This is a genomic window from Pseudescherichia vulneris NBRC 102420, assembly GCF_000759795.1.
Taxonomy (GTDB): Bacteria; Pseudomonadota; Gammaproteobacteria; order Enterobacterales; family Enterobacteriaceae; genus Pseudescherichia; species Pseudescherichia vulneris.
In genome coordinates this window covers 1-16,629 of the sequence record NZ_BBMZ01000002.1, presented here as the reverse complement: position 1 = coordinate 16,629, position 16,629 = coordinate 1, and the positions used below count along the sequence as shown (strand labels likewise).

The window sequence follows — 16,629 nt, the reverse complement described above, 5'->3', positions numbered from 1 at the left end:
CCAATCTCATTCTTATCCACATGGGCTAACGCCGCTTCAATAACATTAGGCGGAAAACCTTGCTCGTTGAGAGCTGTACTGGCAATAGATCGCAAACCGTGTGAAACGAGCACCCCACCAAAACCTGCGCGTTTCAGCGATGCGTTAACGGTTTGACTGTTCATCGGCTGGTTTTGCTTGATGCGGCTGGGAAAGATAAATTCTTGATTTCCACTTAATGGCTTCATCATCTCCAGTATCGCAATTGCTTCATCTGACAATGGAACAGTATGGTCGCGGTTCATTTTCATGCGTGCTGCAGGAATCTTCCACTCTCGCGCTTCTATGTCTACCTCTTCCCAGCGAGCTTCAGCCGCTTCGGCAGGGCGGGTAATAGTAAGAAGTTGCCACATGAACAGGCAGCGTGTGGAAAGGCAAATGCTGGCTGTTCGCATTGTCTGCATCAGTTGAGGTAGCTGATCCAGTCGAATGCTGGGCATGTTCTTTTTCTGAGGCTTCTCGAAGGCTTTACAGATATTAACGCTGGGAACAGCATCAATCAGCCCTGTGTTTTAGGCATAGATCATGACCTAATAAATGCGTTGGCACAGGCGACGAACGGTTTCCGGTGCTCCTCTGGCCTGAATCGGTTGCACGGCCTGAACCAGTGTGTGAGCTTTAATATCTGTAACGCTAACGTCGCCAATTGCAGGAAAGATATCTCTTTCAAGAGAGCGCCAGATATAGTCGGCATAGCCCTCTGTCACGCTGGCTTTCTTCACATTCCACCACGTTCAGCTACGAATTGGAAAGTATTGGTTTTAGCTTCCAGCGAACTGCGAAGTTGTTCTTGCTAATGTTTCTGAGGGTCGATTTGTTTCGCCAGAAGAGAACGAGACTCTGCGCGATAGTTTCTGGCATCGGCAAGCGTAACTGACGGGTAGGGGCCTATGCTCTTCTTCGCACGTTTCTTGGTGACAGGGCGAATGTAGCGAAACTGCCAGATTTTACTCCCGCTGGATTTGATGAGTAGCTCAAGGCCATCACCATCATAGAGAACGTAGTCCGCTTCTTTGGGTTTATGTGGTCCACAGATCATTGCTCTCATCCTGCCAGTGGCGTGGGGAAAGTATCTGAGGTGCTGTCAACGGCTGGTGGTCCTCTCCGAAACGGTACGTCAGTACAGCCTGTGCCAGCGCCTGTTGTGCAGGTGGCGACAGCATCAGCGACTGCATGGCATCCCGTTTCTCTTCCCCACGGTCAAAAATCCCCAGCACTTCATGCGCCCCCTCAACGACCTGACTCACGACATCACCTTTGTGCGGCACCCGCACCTCACCAAACGACTCACCGCAGACGAGGCCGTTCTGGCACACTGCACGGAATAATCCCGGCAACATCTGATACGAGCTGGTGCCATCATGGGAATTGAGCAAAATGATTTCCGGCACTTGTTTGCCTGTAATTTGCCCCTCCCGACGCAGACGTAACATATGCTTTGTATGCTCGCGACGCTCAGGGTCACGAACACTGGTCTGGCAGGCAAAGAACGGCTGGAAGCCTTCCCGCTGTAAGCTGTCGAGAAGTGAGATGGTGGGTATATATGTATATCGTTCGCTGCGGGATTCATGTTTGTCTTCGCTAAAAACACTGGGTACCACGCGAAATAGCTCCTCACGAGTTAACGGACGGTCACGACGAATAAGGTTTGCTGCGCCAAAGCGCGAAGCCAGACGGGTCATAAGCAGACTTCTCATTATGGAAGAATAAAAACAAAAAGCCCTGTCGCATAATCGCGACAGGGCTGAGGAAACAATGGGTTAGAAGGAGCGATTCAGAAGAAGACATTCCAGACAGCACGAGCGACCGATACCACGATGTCGCGTACAGACTGGATGGCTGTCCGAATTGGGGACGGTATCAGGGGCATGGGACATACTGTGTCCAACACCGAGCCGACCGTTTCACCAAAATCGTCACAGGCTTTTTTATTAACGGCATTGGTACGAAGCGACGTAATGAGCTGTACCACAACGGGACTACTGGCCTCACGCGGCAGGCAGCGAATCATACGCTCTGCCATCACCCGTAGTCCCCACTGCAGACGGACTGACACTGCACAGACAGGGTTTATCGGCTGAAACAGCTCATGCAGCAGACAGATTTGCGACTGATATTTTGTTTCTGCTCTTAGATAGCTTTTCACCACCACTGGTGGGTTCGACCTTATCCGATTGGCAGATAACAAACAGCACTTTATGTCGATACGTCTCACCAATCACCTGATGATAAAAATGTTCATCCATCGCCAGTGCCCGGTCATCGGCCTTAATCAGCCACAATACCAAATCGAGCCGGGGAAGTTGTTCACGTTACAGCGTGGCATATTCCTCATCCCGCATTTCTGACTCCCCAACACTAGGCAGGTCCATAATTGTCATAAAGCGTTTGCCGAGCTGTAGGCGAAACAGCAGCGGTTTTCGAGTACAGGCTGCCATATCACTGACCGGTGATTTATCACCGGTAAACAGGGCGTTGCACAGATTGCCCTTTCCCGCACCGGTCTTACCCATAATTCCGATCAATGGCTCGTAGGTGGTTAACTGGCTTACTTGGTGCAGAATGCTTTCAGACACCCATTGAGGCAACCTGGAAAGTGACTTCTGCAGCGACTGCAGGCCTTCAGAATTGCTCATCACTACTCCTTTGAAAAATCATACAAAATGGCAGAACTGTTAGGTTCTACCATTAATAGGGGGGCAGTTGAATGATATATATTTGAAGATTTTTACAATGCTATCCTCTGGACCGAACAGTGGTATAGGGCCGGATCGTCTCCTTGTGTGGTGTCAGTCCAAGTTGTGAGAACAGTCCATATTTGATTAAGGGACAAAGATTCGAAGTCATTGTATAATCTCGTGAATATCGGTGGGATTAACTAATACAAAGTGGTATTTTGTTTGTTAGGCGATTGATACTTTTATGGATTTTTTGTGTATCTAAAATGAGAAATGTTGGGGGTAAGAATGCCAGCAGTATTTGTTCATGTATCAGATATCCACTTTGGTCAAGAAAAAGGTGATGACCGCGTCCACATACATGATGATGTCAAGCAGCAACTAATTTCTGATGCACGACATGTAGTTTCAAATTTAGCCAATGGAGTAGCACATGGGATCTTGGTTACAGGTGACATTGCTCATTCGGGGACAAAGGCTGAATACGATTCTGCAGGGGAATGGTTGGATGAACTTGCTTCCAGCATAGGGGCAGAAATCCATTGTGTTCAAATGGTACCGGGTAACCATGACCTTGATCGTTCTAAGCTGTCGTTATCCGGAAAAGCTATTCTTGACCATATCCGTAAAGGTGGTCCCCAAGAATATGAACGAATTATGAACAATGCAGTGGATCGCGCCGCTCTTTTTGCTCGATTCGAAGACTATGGCAACTTCAGCTTTGGCTACAATTGCCCACTCAATGATGAGGGAGTATTTGCCTCTGAGCTGGAAGTTAATTTAGCTCCAGGTCGCTCTATTCGTTTTATAAGGCTCAATTCATCTTTACTTTGCCATGGTGAAGAACGCGATGAAGATCCGGAATTGATGATAGGAGCGCGGCAATTCACTATTCCACGCGATGATGGTGTTGAAAATGTAATTCTTGTTCATCACCCCTTAAGTTGGTACAAAGATCAGGAACAAGTTCGTCAATACATACGTAGTCGTGCTCGTGTATTCATTTCTGGACATGAGCATGATCCCAAAGTGTCTGTGGATAGTGTTGAGCAAGGTTGTGATGTTTTAATGCTCGCAGCTGGCGCAACAGTTCCTTATCATTCCGATGACGTCTACACCTTTACTTATAACATCATTGAGTTTGATTGGGATGAAGAAATCGATGGGCTATCGGTAACCATACATCCTAGAGCCTGGAATCCGCATCGTACTTGTTTTGAAAGTGATGATAAGCGCTTAGGTGGAAGGGACCCTAATTATCGTCTTAACTCACCGAATTTTCGTGTTGCTCCACGCCCACAGTTATCTTTGCCCTCTTCACCAATACAACCAAAACTAACAGAAGACGAGAATACGACTCCTTTAGCCACTGGGATAGAAAAAACACCGGCAGAGTCTTCAAAAGAGGGCAAAAAATGTATGCCTTCTGTATCTGCTTCAGATAGCTATGAAATTGCCAGGCTTCGTTTCTTCCGCGATCTTTTTGAAGGCGAGCGTTTACGAATTCTTGTTGAACTTGGGGCTCTCTCAGAGAATTTTAATGAACGGATGAATCAAGGAATTGAGCGAAAATTGTTGGATTTACTCGTTCGGGAAGGAAAACTGGAAGGAATTGAGAACATGATTGATCAATTAATTAGTGACCGTAAGGAAGAGGCGAAATAATGGACAGTTTAGCTCGTCATATGCGAATCAGCGGTGTTGCTGTTAGTGATAATGATGTTGAATCACGAAAGGCTGCCGTTAAAAGTTTAGCAACCCTTTGGGGTAAACAGAATAAAGTAGCAAGTATAGTCTCCCTTGCCGCTGATATAGCTGGAGCACTTGGTGGTAACGGAGACCCTTCACAGGAGTTGGGTGAGCAAGTCCAAGCCAGCATTCAGAAAAAGGCTCCTGCTTTCCTCTATGATGAACGACCTCTTGATGTTGGTGTCTGTTGTGGTATGGCGATGATTTCGATTCTAAGTGGTGCCGTAGGTAATAATGGATGGACTATACCAGCCATTTATGCTGCTTCTTTATGGTCTGCTTTATCTTATCAGCCAGCATTACCAGATGAGCGTCGAGAAATTTTGCGTTTAGAGATTTTAGATAAAGCCGCAAATTATTACGCGGTTTCAGCTGAAAAGGCAAGAGAGCGAATTCATGTACCTGAACCAACGGAAGTGGATATAACCGTTGAGGACGATATTGTTACGAATAATTTTCCTGAAGCAATCAAAGATACCATAGAGGCATTACGTCGCAACGCTGTCTTGGATAGAGAGGAACTCGATTTTTTGTGGTGGGTACAATTGGGTCATAGCCGTTTACTTAAAAAGCAGCTATCAAAGATTGACGAACCAGTGCGAATTGTAACGGCAGGTATTGAAGCTGCCAAGATTCTTCGGCGTTTGCCTTGTGAGGTGCATCGTGAGATTGTTCTTCGTACATTGGAGCAGAATCCAGAACTTGATCTAGAAGAACTACTCTCTGTAATTGGCGATGAACGAACGACACTCAGTGCAGCATTGACCGCGGAACATATACTTGCCCATCCAACTGTTTTCCCTCTCCTTCATGCGTTAACTACAGGTGAGATAGATCAAATAAATTCGTCTATAAAACGTTCAGTTTCTGAATGGGGGGAAAGAGCTCTGCTAGAAGCAACATTTGCAAAAATGATGTCACAAGGAGCTGGAACAATATGAGTGGCTCATGTAGGCATGAAGGCTGTACCTTCGATGAAACAGGAATCTGTACTCTCGGAAATGTCCCTACATCTTGTTCAAACCGACTTCCACTGGAAGATGATGAAGGAACACCGCTTGAGGCTTCAGATTATAATGACTTAATCGAGCAGCTCGGTGTCCCAGTCCTATCAGAACCAACCCAATCCCACACATTTGGTTCAAAACAATCTCTTGGACTGGATGATATCAATGCTTTAATGAGCAAAAGGTATGTAAATGTCGTAGGTATTCTCGGAGATCCAGAATCGGGGAAAACAGCCTGCTTAGCAAGCCTTTATCTTCTTCTATCACATGCCAAACTTGATGGTTGGTCCTTTGCTGATAGTCGAAGCCTAACGGCTTTTGAAGAGATTGCACGAGGAGCTCGGGAATGGAATAACGGTCAGGTTCCGGAGCAGATGACGGTTCACACGGAGTTGACAGATGAACGCAGTCCGGGTTTTTTACATCTTAAACTAAAAAGATTATCCGATGGACGTAAGGTAGATTTTGCCCTTCCCGACATACCTGGTGAGTGGACACAAGCCCTTATTTTTAATTCACAATATGAACGGCTAGATTTTCTAAAGTCAGCGGAAACTATCTGGATTGTTATCGATGGCCGTGCTCTCAAAGATCCAGAGAAGCGCCATGGCACAATTGCTCGTTTAGGACAACTTGCTGGTCGACTGCATACAATGTTCGGCGGCAATATTCCCCGGCTCTTAATCGTAGTTACCCATCGTGATTCATACACTGTTGATGAAAACATCTCCTCTCGTATGCAACACGAGTTAAATCGGCGTGGAGCGAATGCCGAGATAGTTGAGGTTGCTCCATTCTCAGATCAGTTAGAAACGGTTCCCGCAGGGTTTGGTATTGCAGAATTGATTAACATTACTGTTACTACTCCTCCTCGGCCGTTGATATTTTGGAAATCATCTGAGCAGGGGACTAGTAAACGTGAATATCTGAACTATCGGAGAAGCATATGAGCCGATCAATAGTATTGCTTGGTGGTCCAGACTCGGGGAAGACCAATTATATCGGGCCCCTGTGGCTTGCATTGGATCATGGGAAGGGAGCATTACATGCTGCAGAACAACCTCCAGATATTGCTTTTGTGCTATCTGTCGCTGACCACATCTTCCAGGGAAGTTTCGCACCACGTACTGAACTAAGCGACATACGACGTAACTTTGAAGTTGTCGTTGCCGCAACTAAAGATGGACCTAGATCAAAGGTCATTGTGCCTGATATTTCTGGAGAACTTTGGCGCAATGCTGTTATTGAGAACGAAATTTCTTCAGACTGGATGGATGAACTAAAACAAGCAGACGCTGCGTTGCTTTTTGTCAGAGTGGATTCTGATCAAGACGTTCGACCATTAGATTGGGTGACAGCTAGGAACATGCTTGAAAGGGTGGGGAATGAGGAAGACCAAGGGCTCCCTACACAAGTTATGTTGTGCGAGTTAATCCATTTTCTTGAAGACTCTCTAGCTAGGCGCGAAGATGGCGGGCGCCCACGTCTTTCAGTTGTTGTTGCTGCTTGGGATCGTGTCGATCCTGACAAGTTCGAACAAGGGCCTATAGCCTATCTTGAAAAGGAATATCCTTTAGTTGCGGGAAGAATAGCAGACCTGACCGAACTTGATGTTAAAGTTTTTGGTTTGAGCTCTATCGGTGGCGATTTAAAAAATGATCCTGAATACCGAATTAAATTTTTGGATGAAGGTCCAAATGATCAGGGGTGGACTGCAGTATATGATGGACAGAAATGGCAGAAAATATTTGATATTACGATACCAATAGAATGGGCAGTGGGGCTTTAAAATGGTTACCACCATTAATATACAGATACACGGATACCGTAAAGGTCATCAACTTCTGGCATCTTCTACATTGCTTTCTAAAGAAGATCAGGCAACGGTGGATCGTCTCTCCGATGTAGCTGGCCCCCTACGTCCAAAAGAACAATTCGTACCTTATCTAACGGCTTATCCGCTACCCAGCGGAACCTATTATGTAATTGCAAGAACTTGGCAGGATCATAGTGTTCCTAGAGCTGGTTGTGTTAGAACTAAAAGTTTACTAGTTGATGCCAATGTATGGGCTAATACACCTCCGCTCAGTGCTATTCTTGAGCTGCTTAATTCTTCAGAATTACCATCTGAAATAGAAGCGGTTCTTGTCCAGTGTAAGGAAAAGGAACTAGTAACGGAAACACTTCCACCCATTACGGGTTTCAATGCATCCGAGTTGCTTGAGGCTCTTTTTCTTGAAGAGCCTAAGCCGGTAGTCATATTTGATGCACCAAAGCCTGAACTAATCGCATTACATTTACTTGTCGCACTGTGGCCAAATATCAGACAAAAATTCACCTTTTCAACGTTTGCGTTATCTCCCAGAAAGATAATGGGGCGTGATTTAGATCTTGTTTTTTCGCCTTCTAACGCAAAAGCTCGCTTTTCCGACTGGCCAGGGCGTCGTGTAGACGGGCGTTTATTACCTGCAGCACGGCATCGATGGACAAAAGTTATCGTCCGTCGTGTTTTTGAGGAGTCAACACCGAGACTATTGTCAAAAAATGCTTTTAAACTTATAAATAACAATGAAGCTGAAAATGTTTCTGTACTCCGTATAGCTCTTCTCTGGGATGAACTCTTTGATAAGCTGGAACAAACACCGACAGCATTTTTAGGTCTGCTTGATATCGCTAATTCTGGAATGGTAAACGGTGAACATGCTATGGCATTGTTAACACCGCGCTTACTTGATGTTATTAATACGGTCGAAAATAATCTACCTGAAAAGGATGCTTGGGAATTTGCAGGCGCATTGACCAGAAAAACTATAGGGCGTGACATGGCTGGTTGTATAATTGCTGTTAATAACCTAGCCATGTATTTATCTGAAAAAGACCCAGAGGGTATAATTAACCTGATAAACCAAACTAATTCTGATGATATCATTAATAATTTGGTGCCAGGGATCGCATCTGGGCTTGGTAAAAGCCCAAGTTCAATGGTTAAAAAAGTACTTTTAAGCGTACCTGCAAATATATTTGCCAACTTAGTTTTGTTAGGCGATGGACTTGCAGGTAAAATTACTAGTGATGATGAATTAATTCATTTCACTGGACTTGTATTATCAGAGCTAGATAAATCACTTTCATTTAAAGTTGGGGTAATTTTGCTTCCTTTGCTGATTGAAGATCGTCATCTTCCAGTCGCTCTCCCCATCATTAGTAGCCTTGATATAAGTGGGATTTCAGATGAACTTGTTTGGTTGAAAAATACCAATGATTTTCAGTCTAAAAAAATTAGTATGGCGCTAATTAACCGTGCTCGAGATATTGGGGGAATTTCAGAGGTCCGTAAGATATTAATTTCAAAAAACAGTTCTACACGGGCTCAGGCATTGCTAGCTCAGACGATTAACCCTACTGTAGATGATGTGCTTTGGCTGCTTGACGAAACAAGTTTATCTGAAAAAACGTCATCAATTATTTTAGCGAATGTCATCCGTCGTGCGGATGAGCAACAATTTGTTAAGCTATTATCCAATATCAAGATTAGTGAAAGTGTAGCCGAACGTCTGACGAAAAATGATCTAGACATACTTGAAAGAGCTGTATTACAAGACATCGTTCCTATAAATATATATGTCAGGATTGTTATGGTTGTGATTTCAGAAGTCAATAACGACCAAAAGCTTTTGATAGCAAAATATGCATTAGGTAGATGTCTACGTAATCGTTTTGAGAATGATGTAGAGATTTTGTCCATGCTGCTAAATATTATTGGTCATGATCTTGATCCAAAATGGGTTATTTATAACGCATTAGAGAGAGAGATTAATTCTGAACTGGCCAGTAGAAATGTAATTGTACTAGAAAAATCTCAAGCATTGATTCGTCAAAAAATATTATATGTGGTTAACGAAATAGCGAATATGCTGCGTATGAGGCAAGTCAGTTATTTAAATGAGGATGCTAATAATGCTTGCGCCAAACTTATGTCTGATGCTAAAGAGGTTTCCTATTCAGCACTAATTGATGCGGCGACCACCCTCATCCCATCATTGCTTAATGCTCGACATAAACCTGTTTCATTGATGATATCCGCATTATTCCCCGTTATTTATAAAGAATTATCAACAGCCAATGATTTCTCGGAGCGTTTTAATATCTTCTCATTCTTCGATTGGGATCGTTGTAAGACTGCTCGAAATGAACTTGTTGATGCTTTTATGTCTTCATCCTGGAACCCGGGAGATCTGGCTCTAACCGCGTGTTTATGTGATGAAGAATTTAAAATACTTAAGCGAGTGGCGCAATCTTACGGAGGGGAAAAATATTTATATAAAATGGAGAGTGACCTTGAACGACTTGATGCTGATAGGAAAATTCATGTGAAACGTATTATTGCTGAGTTTCTTCATGAGTAGAAAATAATATATAAAATATATGTGCTTACTAAAAGGAGAAAAATTGCTTCTTAATTAGAAAATGAAATTTTACTTGTTCTTGGTCTGACATATGATCGACTCATTATTTGAAATAAATAATTTACTCATCTATCTCTGACCCCTGCTACAGCTGCTACACGTAGCAGCTGTAGCAGCGAAATCATAAAGTGTAATTTGCTTTTCCGCAGTGTGTCAGCACTTTTTATTAACGTTTGGTCGTTTTTCCCTTCTCCTTAAGCTCCCCGCTCTTCGTTTTTATTAACCAATCCTCAAAGCCTCATATATCTTTTCACGAAGACGTCTTGGTTTTTCTGTTACTCCGGAAAATATTCTGATGTGTCCTAGTTCTTCTCCAGAGCACCTCAGATAATTAATAAAAAACATTAATGCTACTCAGGAAATTATAAAGTGTGCATTTATCAAGTACGCCAACTAAGTTTTCATTCAATTCATGAGCTGTTAGTATTCTATTTTTCACTATAAGCCCTGCCAGTTCATTACTATCAATGTTATCATGTGTTTTGCAGAAAAGAATATTTAGCTTACCCAGTGCACATTCTATTTCATCAAGCAAGCCGAATATGGCTTGTGGACAGATATCAGATGATGAATCTTCAGATGGATAGCCTACCTTTCTTATAATGTGGTTGTACACTTTTATTGCACGCATGATCGTCATGTTATCTGCGCATAATACAACATTACTATCGGTTTCTCCCTGAGTTATAGCAATAAGTTCGGTAATAGTACTTTGATTACCTAAGGTACTGTTTATCGTAGACAGTAATGTTTTATTTCTTATTTTTTTCTTTCCAGTTTCACTTTTAATGCCAGCTTGATAACTGAAAAGGCTGAGGGAAGGTAACCAATCGGTAAGGTGCCTAATGGGACGTTGTTTACAAGTCGGAATGCTTCATCTGTTTTATTCTTACTGAGAAAAATGATGATTTGTAAAAGTTGGGAGTAGGGTATTAGGACTTCCGAATTAACTGCAGTATCGAAACAAGATGCCATTTCGGCTAAATCCCATTTGGAGTATTTTGTGTTTTTTCTGGTGTTAAAAATAAGCCATTTTAATTCGTGAGCATAGCGATACGGTTTCTCCTCTATCATTACCGAAACCGGTCGGACTGCCTCGTTATACAAGGCGAGTGTAATATAGGGTAACAATTGTTCATCGTATCCTCTGGAATAGAGATATCGACATAGAATGCCATAACTACTTTTGCAATTAATGCCATTTCTCATAGTATTTCGGTAATGCATTGATATCGCGGTGACAGCAGAGGTCTTGCGTTCAAATGCAAGCAGTACGTTAAGCGAGAGATAAGCATTTTCAATTTTATTTAAATTCAGTAAATTGAGTTTTATATCCTTTTCAGGAATGTAGCTTGCATCATACTCTGTACGGCAATCTTTTATTACTCTTTCTATAGTGGCTCCCTTCTACCCACTCTTTTCTTTAATGCCGTTAATGAAATCAATAAGTGAAGCCAGATGATCAGTGTAGTGAAACTCAAGCGTGCGAATATATACCCGTAAATATTCTTTCACTCCAGCATAAATCTTTCTTGTATCAACGCTTTCGTGTGGATAATGTGTGCTGATTAAAAAAAATGAAGATGGTAATAGAAATGCATTTCATCATTGGGGGGAAGGGAATCGTAAATGTCTAATGCCACTATGGGGGGGCAATGCGAGCTGAAGATATCGTTTTGCGATTTGGTGATTGTCCAGATAAGAAAAAACAGGAATATGCATTATCGCGTTAAATAGTTGCTCGTATTTGTAAAAAACTTCTCGCCTTTCTTCGAGGCAGAAGACTTCATTGATGTCAATTATTCTTATTATATCGTTATAGCCTTGATCAAAAAAATTCTGATGAAAGGAAAAAATGCTGTTTCCACGCACTTCACGCCGTTCGTCATCCTTTTCAAACAGGCCAAAGCACTGGTAAAGACGATACATCATATCAGCAAAAGCATGAGTCCCCACGTTCCCTCCGGTTGGTTTCCGTTTTTTGACGCGGACAGTATCTCAGATGATATGAGAGTGTTTGAGCGCTGACGAAGACTTGCGATAAGGGGAACTAAAAATGTTAAAACCATGTGAACAAACAAACCATTCTAACCAGCCTTTGCGCATTCTGCGTATGGCTGAGTTAACGACGCTCCTGGGTATATCCCGATCCAGTATCTACGAAAAATTGAACCTAAAATCCCGGTATTACGATGCTGATTTTCCTAAACCTATCCGGCTTGGGGCTGTATTTGTAGGCTGGCGCTCTACCTCAGTAGACGAGTGGATCGCTTCCCGGACAGTTTAATTTTTTTGCAAAAAAACAAAGGATAATGCCATGAAGAAAATGAGTAAAAACAAAATTAATCAAGAGCTTAATCTGAGATTTTATCGATTACCTCGCCACATCAAGCGATGGGTTTTGTACCTACACTATAGCACAGGCGTGGCTGTTGAGATTATCGTCTTTACGCTGGGAACAGCATCAATCAGGCCTGTGTTCTGCGCATAAATCATGACTTCGTTAATACGCTGACAAAGGCGGCGAACAGTCTCTAATGCACCTCTGGCCTGAACCGGCTGTACTGCTTTAACCAGAGTATGAGCCTTAATCTCAGTGACACTGATATCACCGATTGCTGGAAAAATATCTCTCTCAAGTGAGCGCCAGATATCGTCGGCATAATCCACCGTCACGCTGGCTTTCTTCACATTCCACCATCGTTCGGCTACTAACAGAAAAGTGTTGGTTTTGGCTTCTTGAGAATTTCTAACCTGCTCTTTCTGATGTTCCTAAGGATCAATGTCTTTCGCCAACAAAACTCGAGATTCAGCTCTGAGTTTACGCGCATCAGAAAGTGAGACGGCAGGGTAGGCACCGAAGCTCTGCTTGGTTCGCTGCTTTGTCAGAGGTCGATAATAACGGAACTGCCAGAGCTTACTACCACTGGACTTGATTAACAGAGTAAGCCCGTCACCCTCATACAGCTGGTAATCGGCATCTTTAGGTTTGGCGGCTTTGATTTCCGTATCGGTTAACGGCTTGGTTTTTCTTGCCATGGGGAGTCTCCATGCGTTTAGGCCCAACGAAAACAATAGAGCTTTTCGTTGGGCCTCTCAGTAGGCCTAAAAGGTTTTGATTTATTTAGTTGGCTTCGGACTTCGCGGGACAAATTGAGGGCACAAAAAAGCCCGCCAGGCTCACGCCTTACGGGCTTTCAGGACTTCGTCTCAGGCTCTGGTGACCATCGACAAAGAATTTTGGTGGAGCTGGCGGGAGTTGAACCCGCGTCCGAAATTCCTACATCCTCGGCACTACATGCTTAGTCAGTCTTTACATTCGCTTGCCAGCTGCGGACAGACACGCCACTAACAAACTAGCCTGATTAGTTTTAACGCTTCAACCCCAGGCAGGGCATCCGCGCGATCTCTTTTGGGTTTGACCTCTCTTGATCCCCGTCCTAAGAGCGGAGGCTAGGGAGAGAGGGCTCGAAGCAGGTTATTAAGCTGCTAAAGCGTAGTTTTCGTCGTTTGCGACTATTTTTTTGAGGCTTTTAACGAGGCAAACCTCCCCTCGGCATGCACCTTGGGTTTCGCAAATCCCGTCGAATCCAGAATCAGCCCCAATGTGTTGACTACAGTATAACAGGTTTTGCCACCAACGCACCAGTCCATATCACTACAACATCCGTATGACCTTCAGTTGGTTAAAGTATGAACAGGCCCTATTCCTCAGGCCTGAGATGCTCCGTTGTCAGCGTTAAGCCGCTTTTATTCAGAATATAAAGCCTGAGAGAATATATTCAATATTTCTCATATATGATATATCGCAATATCGCCGCTTCGCTTAATGTTAATAATTAAAAAATCATCTATTCACTATACGCACTATTTAAGCGTCGCTTAAATATTAACGAATTTGTTAACAATATATTCTGTATTTAAAAAAATGTGAAAATTTGTGACTTGGGAGTTTGCCTAATTTCAGACTATTGATTATATATTTTAATGAGATCAATTCTGCGTCGAAGTTATGCAAGAGGTATCAATTCATTGAAAAACAATAACTTATAGATCTACGGCCCAGTTATTACCAAGATGATTCATTTCTGCCATTTTATTTCGGTAGCGCTCTTCCTCTGCCAAAAATAAGTCTGGCACATGCACAAAAAAGCGTTCTAAATAGCGAGAGGACATTATATGGCTCCCCAAATTAGCCCTGCTGGGTCAGTGGATATTATAAATCAAAGAACTGGTGATGTCGTTAATCAATATGGCCAGAGTGCTGACCGCGTGGTTAATCTGATGCAGACCAGCATCGTTCGTATTAATGCCTCCCCGGAGTCCGTTAATTACTATCAGCGTGAAGGCAATGACCTGATCGTCCATATGAACGACGGTACGACGGTGCGCTACCAGCGCTTTTTTGTGCTTGATGAGAATGGCTTACATAGCGAACTGATTTTTGAAGACGACCTGGGCACCCACCACGCCGTCTTCCCCTTTGCCGAGTCCGCTGCGCCCGCTACCGCGGAAGCAATCGTACCGGCACTCTCTGAAGCCTCTGTCGATTCTCTTGTTGGCGCAGGTGGGATCTCTGCATTAGCCGTATTGGGCGGGATAGCCGCAGTCGGGGGTATTGTTGGTATTGCAGCCGCAGCGGGCGGCGGCGGTAGCGGCAGCAGTCGCCAGGAGGCCGAGGATAATGGCGTCCTGCCACCTATTGATGGAACGCCGCCGGATAATGGTGGAACCACGCCACCAGACGAGGGTGGAAGCACGCCGCCGGATGAGGGTGGAAGCACGCCGCCGGATGAGGGTGGAAGCACGCCGCCGGATGAGGGCGGAACCACTCCGCCGGATGAGGGCGGAACCACGCCGCCGGAAGATGGCGGGACTACGCCACCGGATGATGGCGGGACTACACCGCCAGACGATGGAGGAACGACGCCGCCTGACGATGGTGGAACGACACCGCCGGACGATGGCGGTGAGACTACACCACCGGTTTCTACGCTCTCGGTTGCCCCGCTTACGGGCGATAATATACTGAACCTGCAAGAGGTCAGCGCTACCCAAGTATTAAGCGGCAGCACAGAAGCCGTTAACGCTGGCAGCCCGATTGTCGTTACTGTCGAACAATATACCTGGACCACCCAGGTCAATAGCGACGGCACATGGAACATTGATATGCCGGCTGACATTCTTCAGTCACTGCCGCAGGGGCTGCGCCTGCTGAGAGTCGTGCTGACGGACAGTGAAGGGCGTACCGTAACTACCTCGATGGAGCTCATGGTGGATACCGTCCCGCCCGTGCTCCAGATGACCCCCTTCGTACCAAACAATACGCTTGATGTCTCTCAACTGAATTCAGACAAGATCGTTCGCGGCTTCTCCAGCAGCGAAGATCAGGGCAGCACAGTCACGGTAACGCTAAACGGTAAAAGCTACACCACTGCGGTAGATAGCCTTGGCCGCTGGCAACTAAGCATCCCCCAGGCCGATATCCAGCAGCTGCAGGATGGCCAGCCCTATACCGTGGAGTATCAGATCGTCGACCTGGCGGGCAACGTGACGACCGGGCAGGCTGACTTCACTACTAACTTCACCAGTCCACAGGTGATTGTCGATCCAGTAACGGGAGATAACGTCCTCAATACCGCCGAGCTGCAATTGAACCAGACGCTCTCCGGCCAAACCGTGAATATCCCGGCGGGGCAGGTAGTGACGATTACGCTGGGAACCAAAACCTACTATGCGCAGGTGATGGGCGACGGCAGCTGGAAAACCACCCTGCCAGCAGGCGATCTCGCCTCCCTGGCGCAGGGCGATAATTCCCTTACCGTCTCGGTAAACGATGCTAACGGCACGCCGGTAGTGCGTACCGAAACCATTAACGTCGATGGTAGCCAGAACGGCATCGCCATCGCTATTCTCTCAACCGATGACTACCTGAATGCCAACGAGGCGCAGAGTCCGCTGGAGGTGCGTGGCGTAACCACGGTGACCGGGCCGGACGTCAGTATCGTTGTTTTCTTTAACGGCAAAGAGTATGCCGTTACCGCTATCGATGCCGCAGGGAACTGGAGCGTACAGATCCCTTCTGCCGATCTGCTGCTGCTGCCGGACGGTCCAAACATCGTAGAAGCGGTTGTTACTCAGGGAGCCCAGGCCGCAGGCGACACCCACACGCTGAATGTGCAGATCCACTATCTGCCTATTCCGACCATCGATGCACCGTTTGGTGATGGCTACCTTAACAGCGTGGAAAAAGGGCTGGATCAGGTGTTGAGCGGTAACACCGGCGTCTCCGGCAGCGGGCAGAGCGTAAGCGTGCAGCTGGCAGGGAAAACCTATCAGGCGCTGGTAGACGGCGACGGCAACTGGCGCGCGATCGTTCCCGCCAGCGATATGCAGACCATCCCGGACGGGCTGCTGACCATCAACGTCAATGCGATTGATGCCGCAGGCAACAGCGCGCCGCTCACCAGCACCGCGCAGGTAGATACCACTCTGCCCGCGCTCAGCCTGCTGCCGCTGACGGCGGACGGCAAACTCAACGGCCAGGAGCTGGGCCAGGAGCAGATTCTGAGCGGCATCAGCTCGGTCGCTGAACGCGGCCAGCCGGTGACGGTCACTCTGAACGGCAAAACCTACACCGCTATTGTCGGGACGGATGGTAACTGGCAGCTGTCGCTTCCGGCAGCCGAT

The 16,629-nt window shown here is 45.5% G+C and carries 11 protein-coding genes, 1 other RNA gene and 4 pseudogenes; 7 read left to right on the top strand and 9 right to left on the bottom strand.

The features are described 5' to 3' along the window. Nucleotides 1–2: 2 nt before the first annotated feature. The 3 pseudogenes from EV102420_RS22670 to EV102420_RS00205 all read right to left on the bottom strand — a co-directional run. Nucleotides 3–1,087: pseudogene (locus EV102420_RS22670) on the bottom strand (integrase domain-containing protein); the annotation flags it as partial. After that, nucleotides 1,062–1,721 (bottom strand): annotated as a pseudogene (locus EV102420_RS00210) (DUF932 domain-containing protein); the annotation flags it as partial. The pseudogenes EV102420_RS00210 and EV102420_RS22670, both read right to left, overlap by 26 nt. Nucleotides 1,722–1,813: 92 nt before the next feature. Next, nucleotides 1,814–2,675: pseudogene (locus EV102420_RS00205) on the bottom strand (GTPase family protein). 330 nt (nucleotides 2,676–3,005) lie between these two features. On the opposite strand from EV102420_RS00205, the gene EV102420_RS00200 reads away from it, so the two are divergent. Genes EV102420_RS00200 through EV102420_RS00180 form a run of 5 tightly spaced genes read left to right on the top strand, consistent with a single transcriptional unit; the run spans nucleotide 3,006 to nucleotide 9,879 of the window. Further along, the gene (locus EV102420_RS00200) at nucleotides 3,006–4,382 is read left to right on the top strand and encodes a metallophosphoesterase (RefSeq protein WP_042388569.1); all 1,377 of its coding nucleotides are present in this window, start codon (nucleotides 3,006–3,008) and stop codon (nucleotides 4,380–4,382) included. After that, the gene (locus tag EV102420_RS00195; protein WP_042387565.1) at nucleotides 4,382–5,407 is read left to right on the top strand and encodes a GTPase-associated system all-helical protein GASH; all 1,026 of its coding nucleotides are present in this window, start codon (nucleotides 4,382–4,384) and stop codon (nucleotides 5,405–5,407) included. The genes EV102420_RS00200 and EV102420_RS00195 overlap by 1 nt, the downstream gene beginning before the upstream one ends. Then, complete coding sequence (locus tag EV102420_RS00190; protein ID WP_042387563.1) at nucleotides 5,404–6,423, top strand: TRAFAC clade GTPase domain-containing protein; 1,020 nt, start codon at nucleotides 5,404–5,406, stop codon at nucleotides 6,421–6,423. Before EV102420_RS00195 ends, EV102420_RS00190 begins: the two co-directional genes overlap by 4 nt. After that, nucleotides 6,420–7,262, top strand: a complete 843-nt coding sequence (locus EV102420_RS00185; RefSeq protein ID WP_042387560.1) for a TRAFAC clade GTPase domain-containing protein — start codon at nucleotides 6,420–6,422, stop codon at nucleotides 7,260–7,262. Before EV102420_RS00190 ends, EV102420_RS00185 begins: the two co-directional genes overlap by 4 nt. A 1-nt stretch (nucleotide 7,263) precedes the next feature. Beyond that, nucleotides 7,264–9,879 (top strand): GAP1-N1 domain-containing protein, encoded by a 2,616-nt coding sequence (locus EV102420_RS00180; protein ID WP_042387557.1) that lies wholly within the window; start codon nucleotides 7,264–7,266, stop codon nucleotides 9,877–9,879. A 391-nt stretch (nucleotides 9,880–10,270) separates the two neighbouring features. Here the strand turns inward: EV102420_RS00180 and EV102420_RS22230 are convergent, their stop codons facing one another. From EV102420_RS22230 to EV102420_RS22225, 3 genes are all read right to left on the bottom strand, one after another. Continuing rightward, nucleotides 10,271–10,579 (bottom strand): hypothetical protein, encoded by a 309-nt coding sequence (locus EV102420_RS22230; protein ID WP_131405983.1) that lies wholly within the window; start codon nucleotides 10,577–10,579, stop codon nucleotides 10,271–10,273. A 119-nt stretch (nucleotides 10,580–10,698) separates the two neighbouring features. Continuing rightward, nucleotides 10,699–11,013, bottom strand: a complete 315-nt coding sequence (locus EV102420_RS00175) for a hypothetical protein (protein WP_042387553.1) — start codon at nucleotides 11,011–11,013, stop codon at nucleotides 10,699–10,701. A 531-nt stretch (nucleotides 11,014–11,544) separates the two neighbouring features. After that, a complete protein-coding gene (locus tag EV102420_RS22225) occupies nucleotides 11,545–11,895 on the bottom strand; it encodes a hypothetical protein (protein WP_131405982.1) in 351 nt (116 codons plus the stop codon). A gap of 100 nt (nucleotides 11,896–11,995) precedes the next feature. On the opposite strand from EV102420_RS22225, the gene EV102420_RS20960 reads away from it, so the two are divergent. Continuing rightward, a complete protein-coding gene (locus EV102420_RS20960; protein WP_072015160.1) occupies nucleotides 11,996–12,226 on the top strand; it encodes a helix-turn-helix transcriptional regulator in 231 nt (76 codons plus the stop codon). A gap of 161 nt (nucleotides 12,227–12,387) precedes the next feature. Here the strand turns inward: EV102420_RS20960 and EV102420_RS00165 are convergent. From EV102420_RS00165 to EV102420_RS22665, 3 genes and pseudogenes are all read right to left on the bottom strand, one after another. After that, nucleotides 12,388–12,978 (bottom strand): annotated as a pseudogene (locus EV102420_RS00165) (integrase arm-type DNA-binding domain-containing protein); the annotation flags it as partial. A gap of 202 nt (nucleotides 12,979–13,180) precedes the next feature. Further along, nucleotides 13,181–13,543: a transfer-messenger RNA gene (gene ssrA, locus EV102420_RS20955) on the bottom strand. 443 nt (nucleotides 13,544–13,986) lie between these two features. Continuing rightward, nucleotides 13,987–14,115, bottom strand: coding sequence for a hypothetical protein (locus tag EV102420_RS22665; protein ID WP_255211639.1), 129 nt, complete (start codon nucleotides 14,113–14,115; stop codon nucleotides 13,987–13,989). Nucleotides 14,116–14,118: 3 nt separating this feature from the next. Between EV102420_RS22665 and EV102420_RS00160 the strand changes: the two genes are divergently transcribed. Continuing rightward, a partial coding sequence (locus EV102420_RS00160) for a BapA prefix-like domain-containing protein (RefSeq protein ID WP_131405981.1) occupies nucleotides 14,119–16,629 on the top strand: 2,511 nt, incomplete at its 3' end.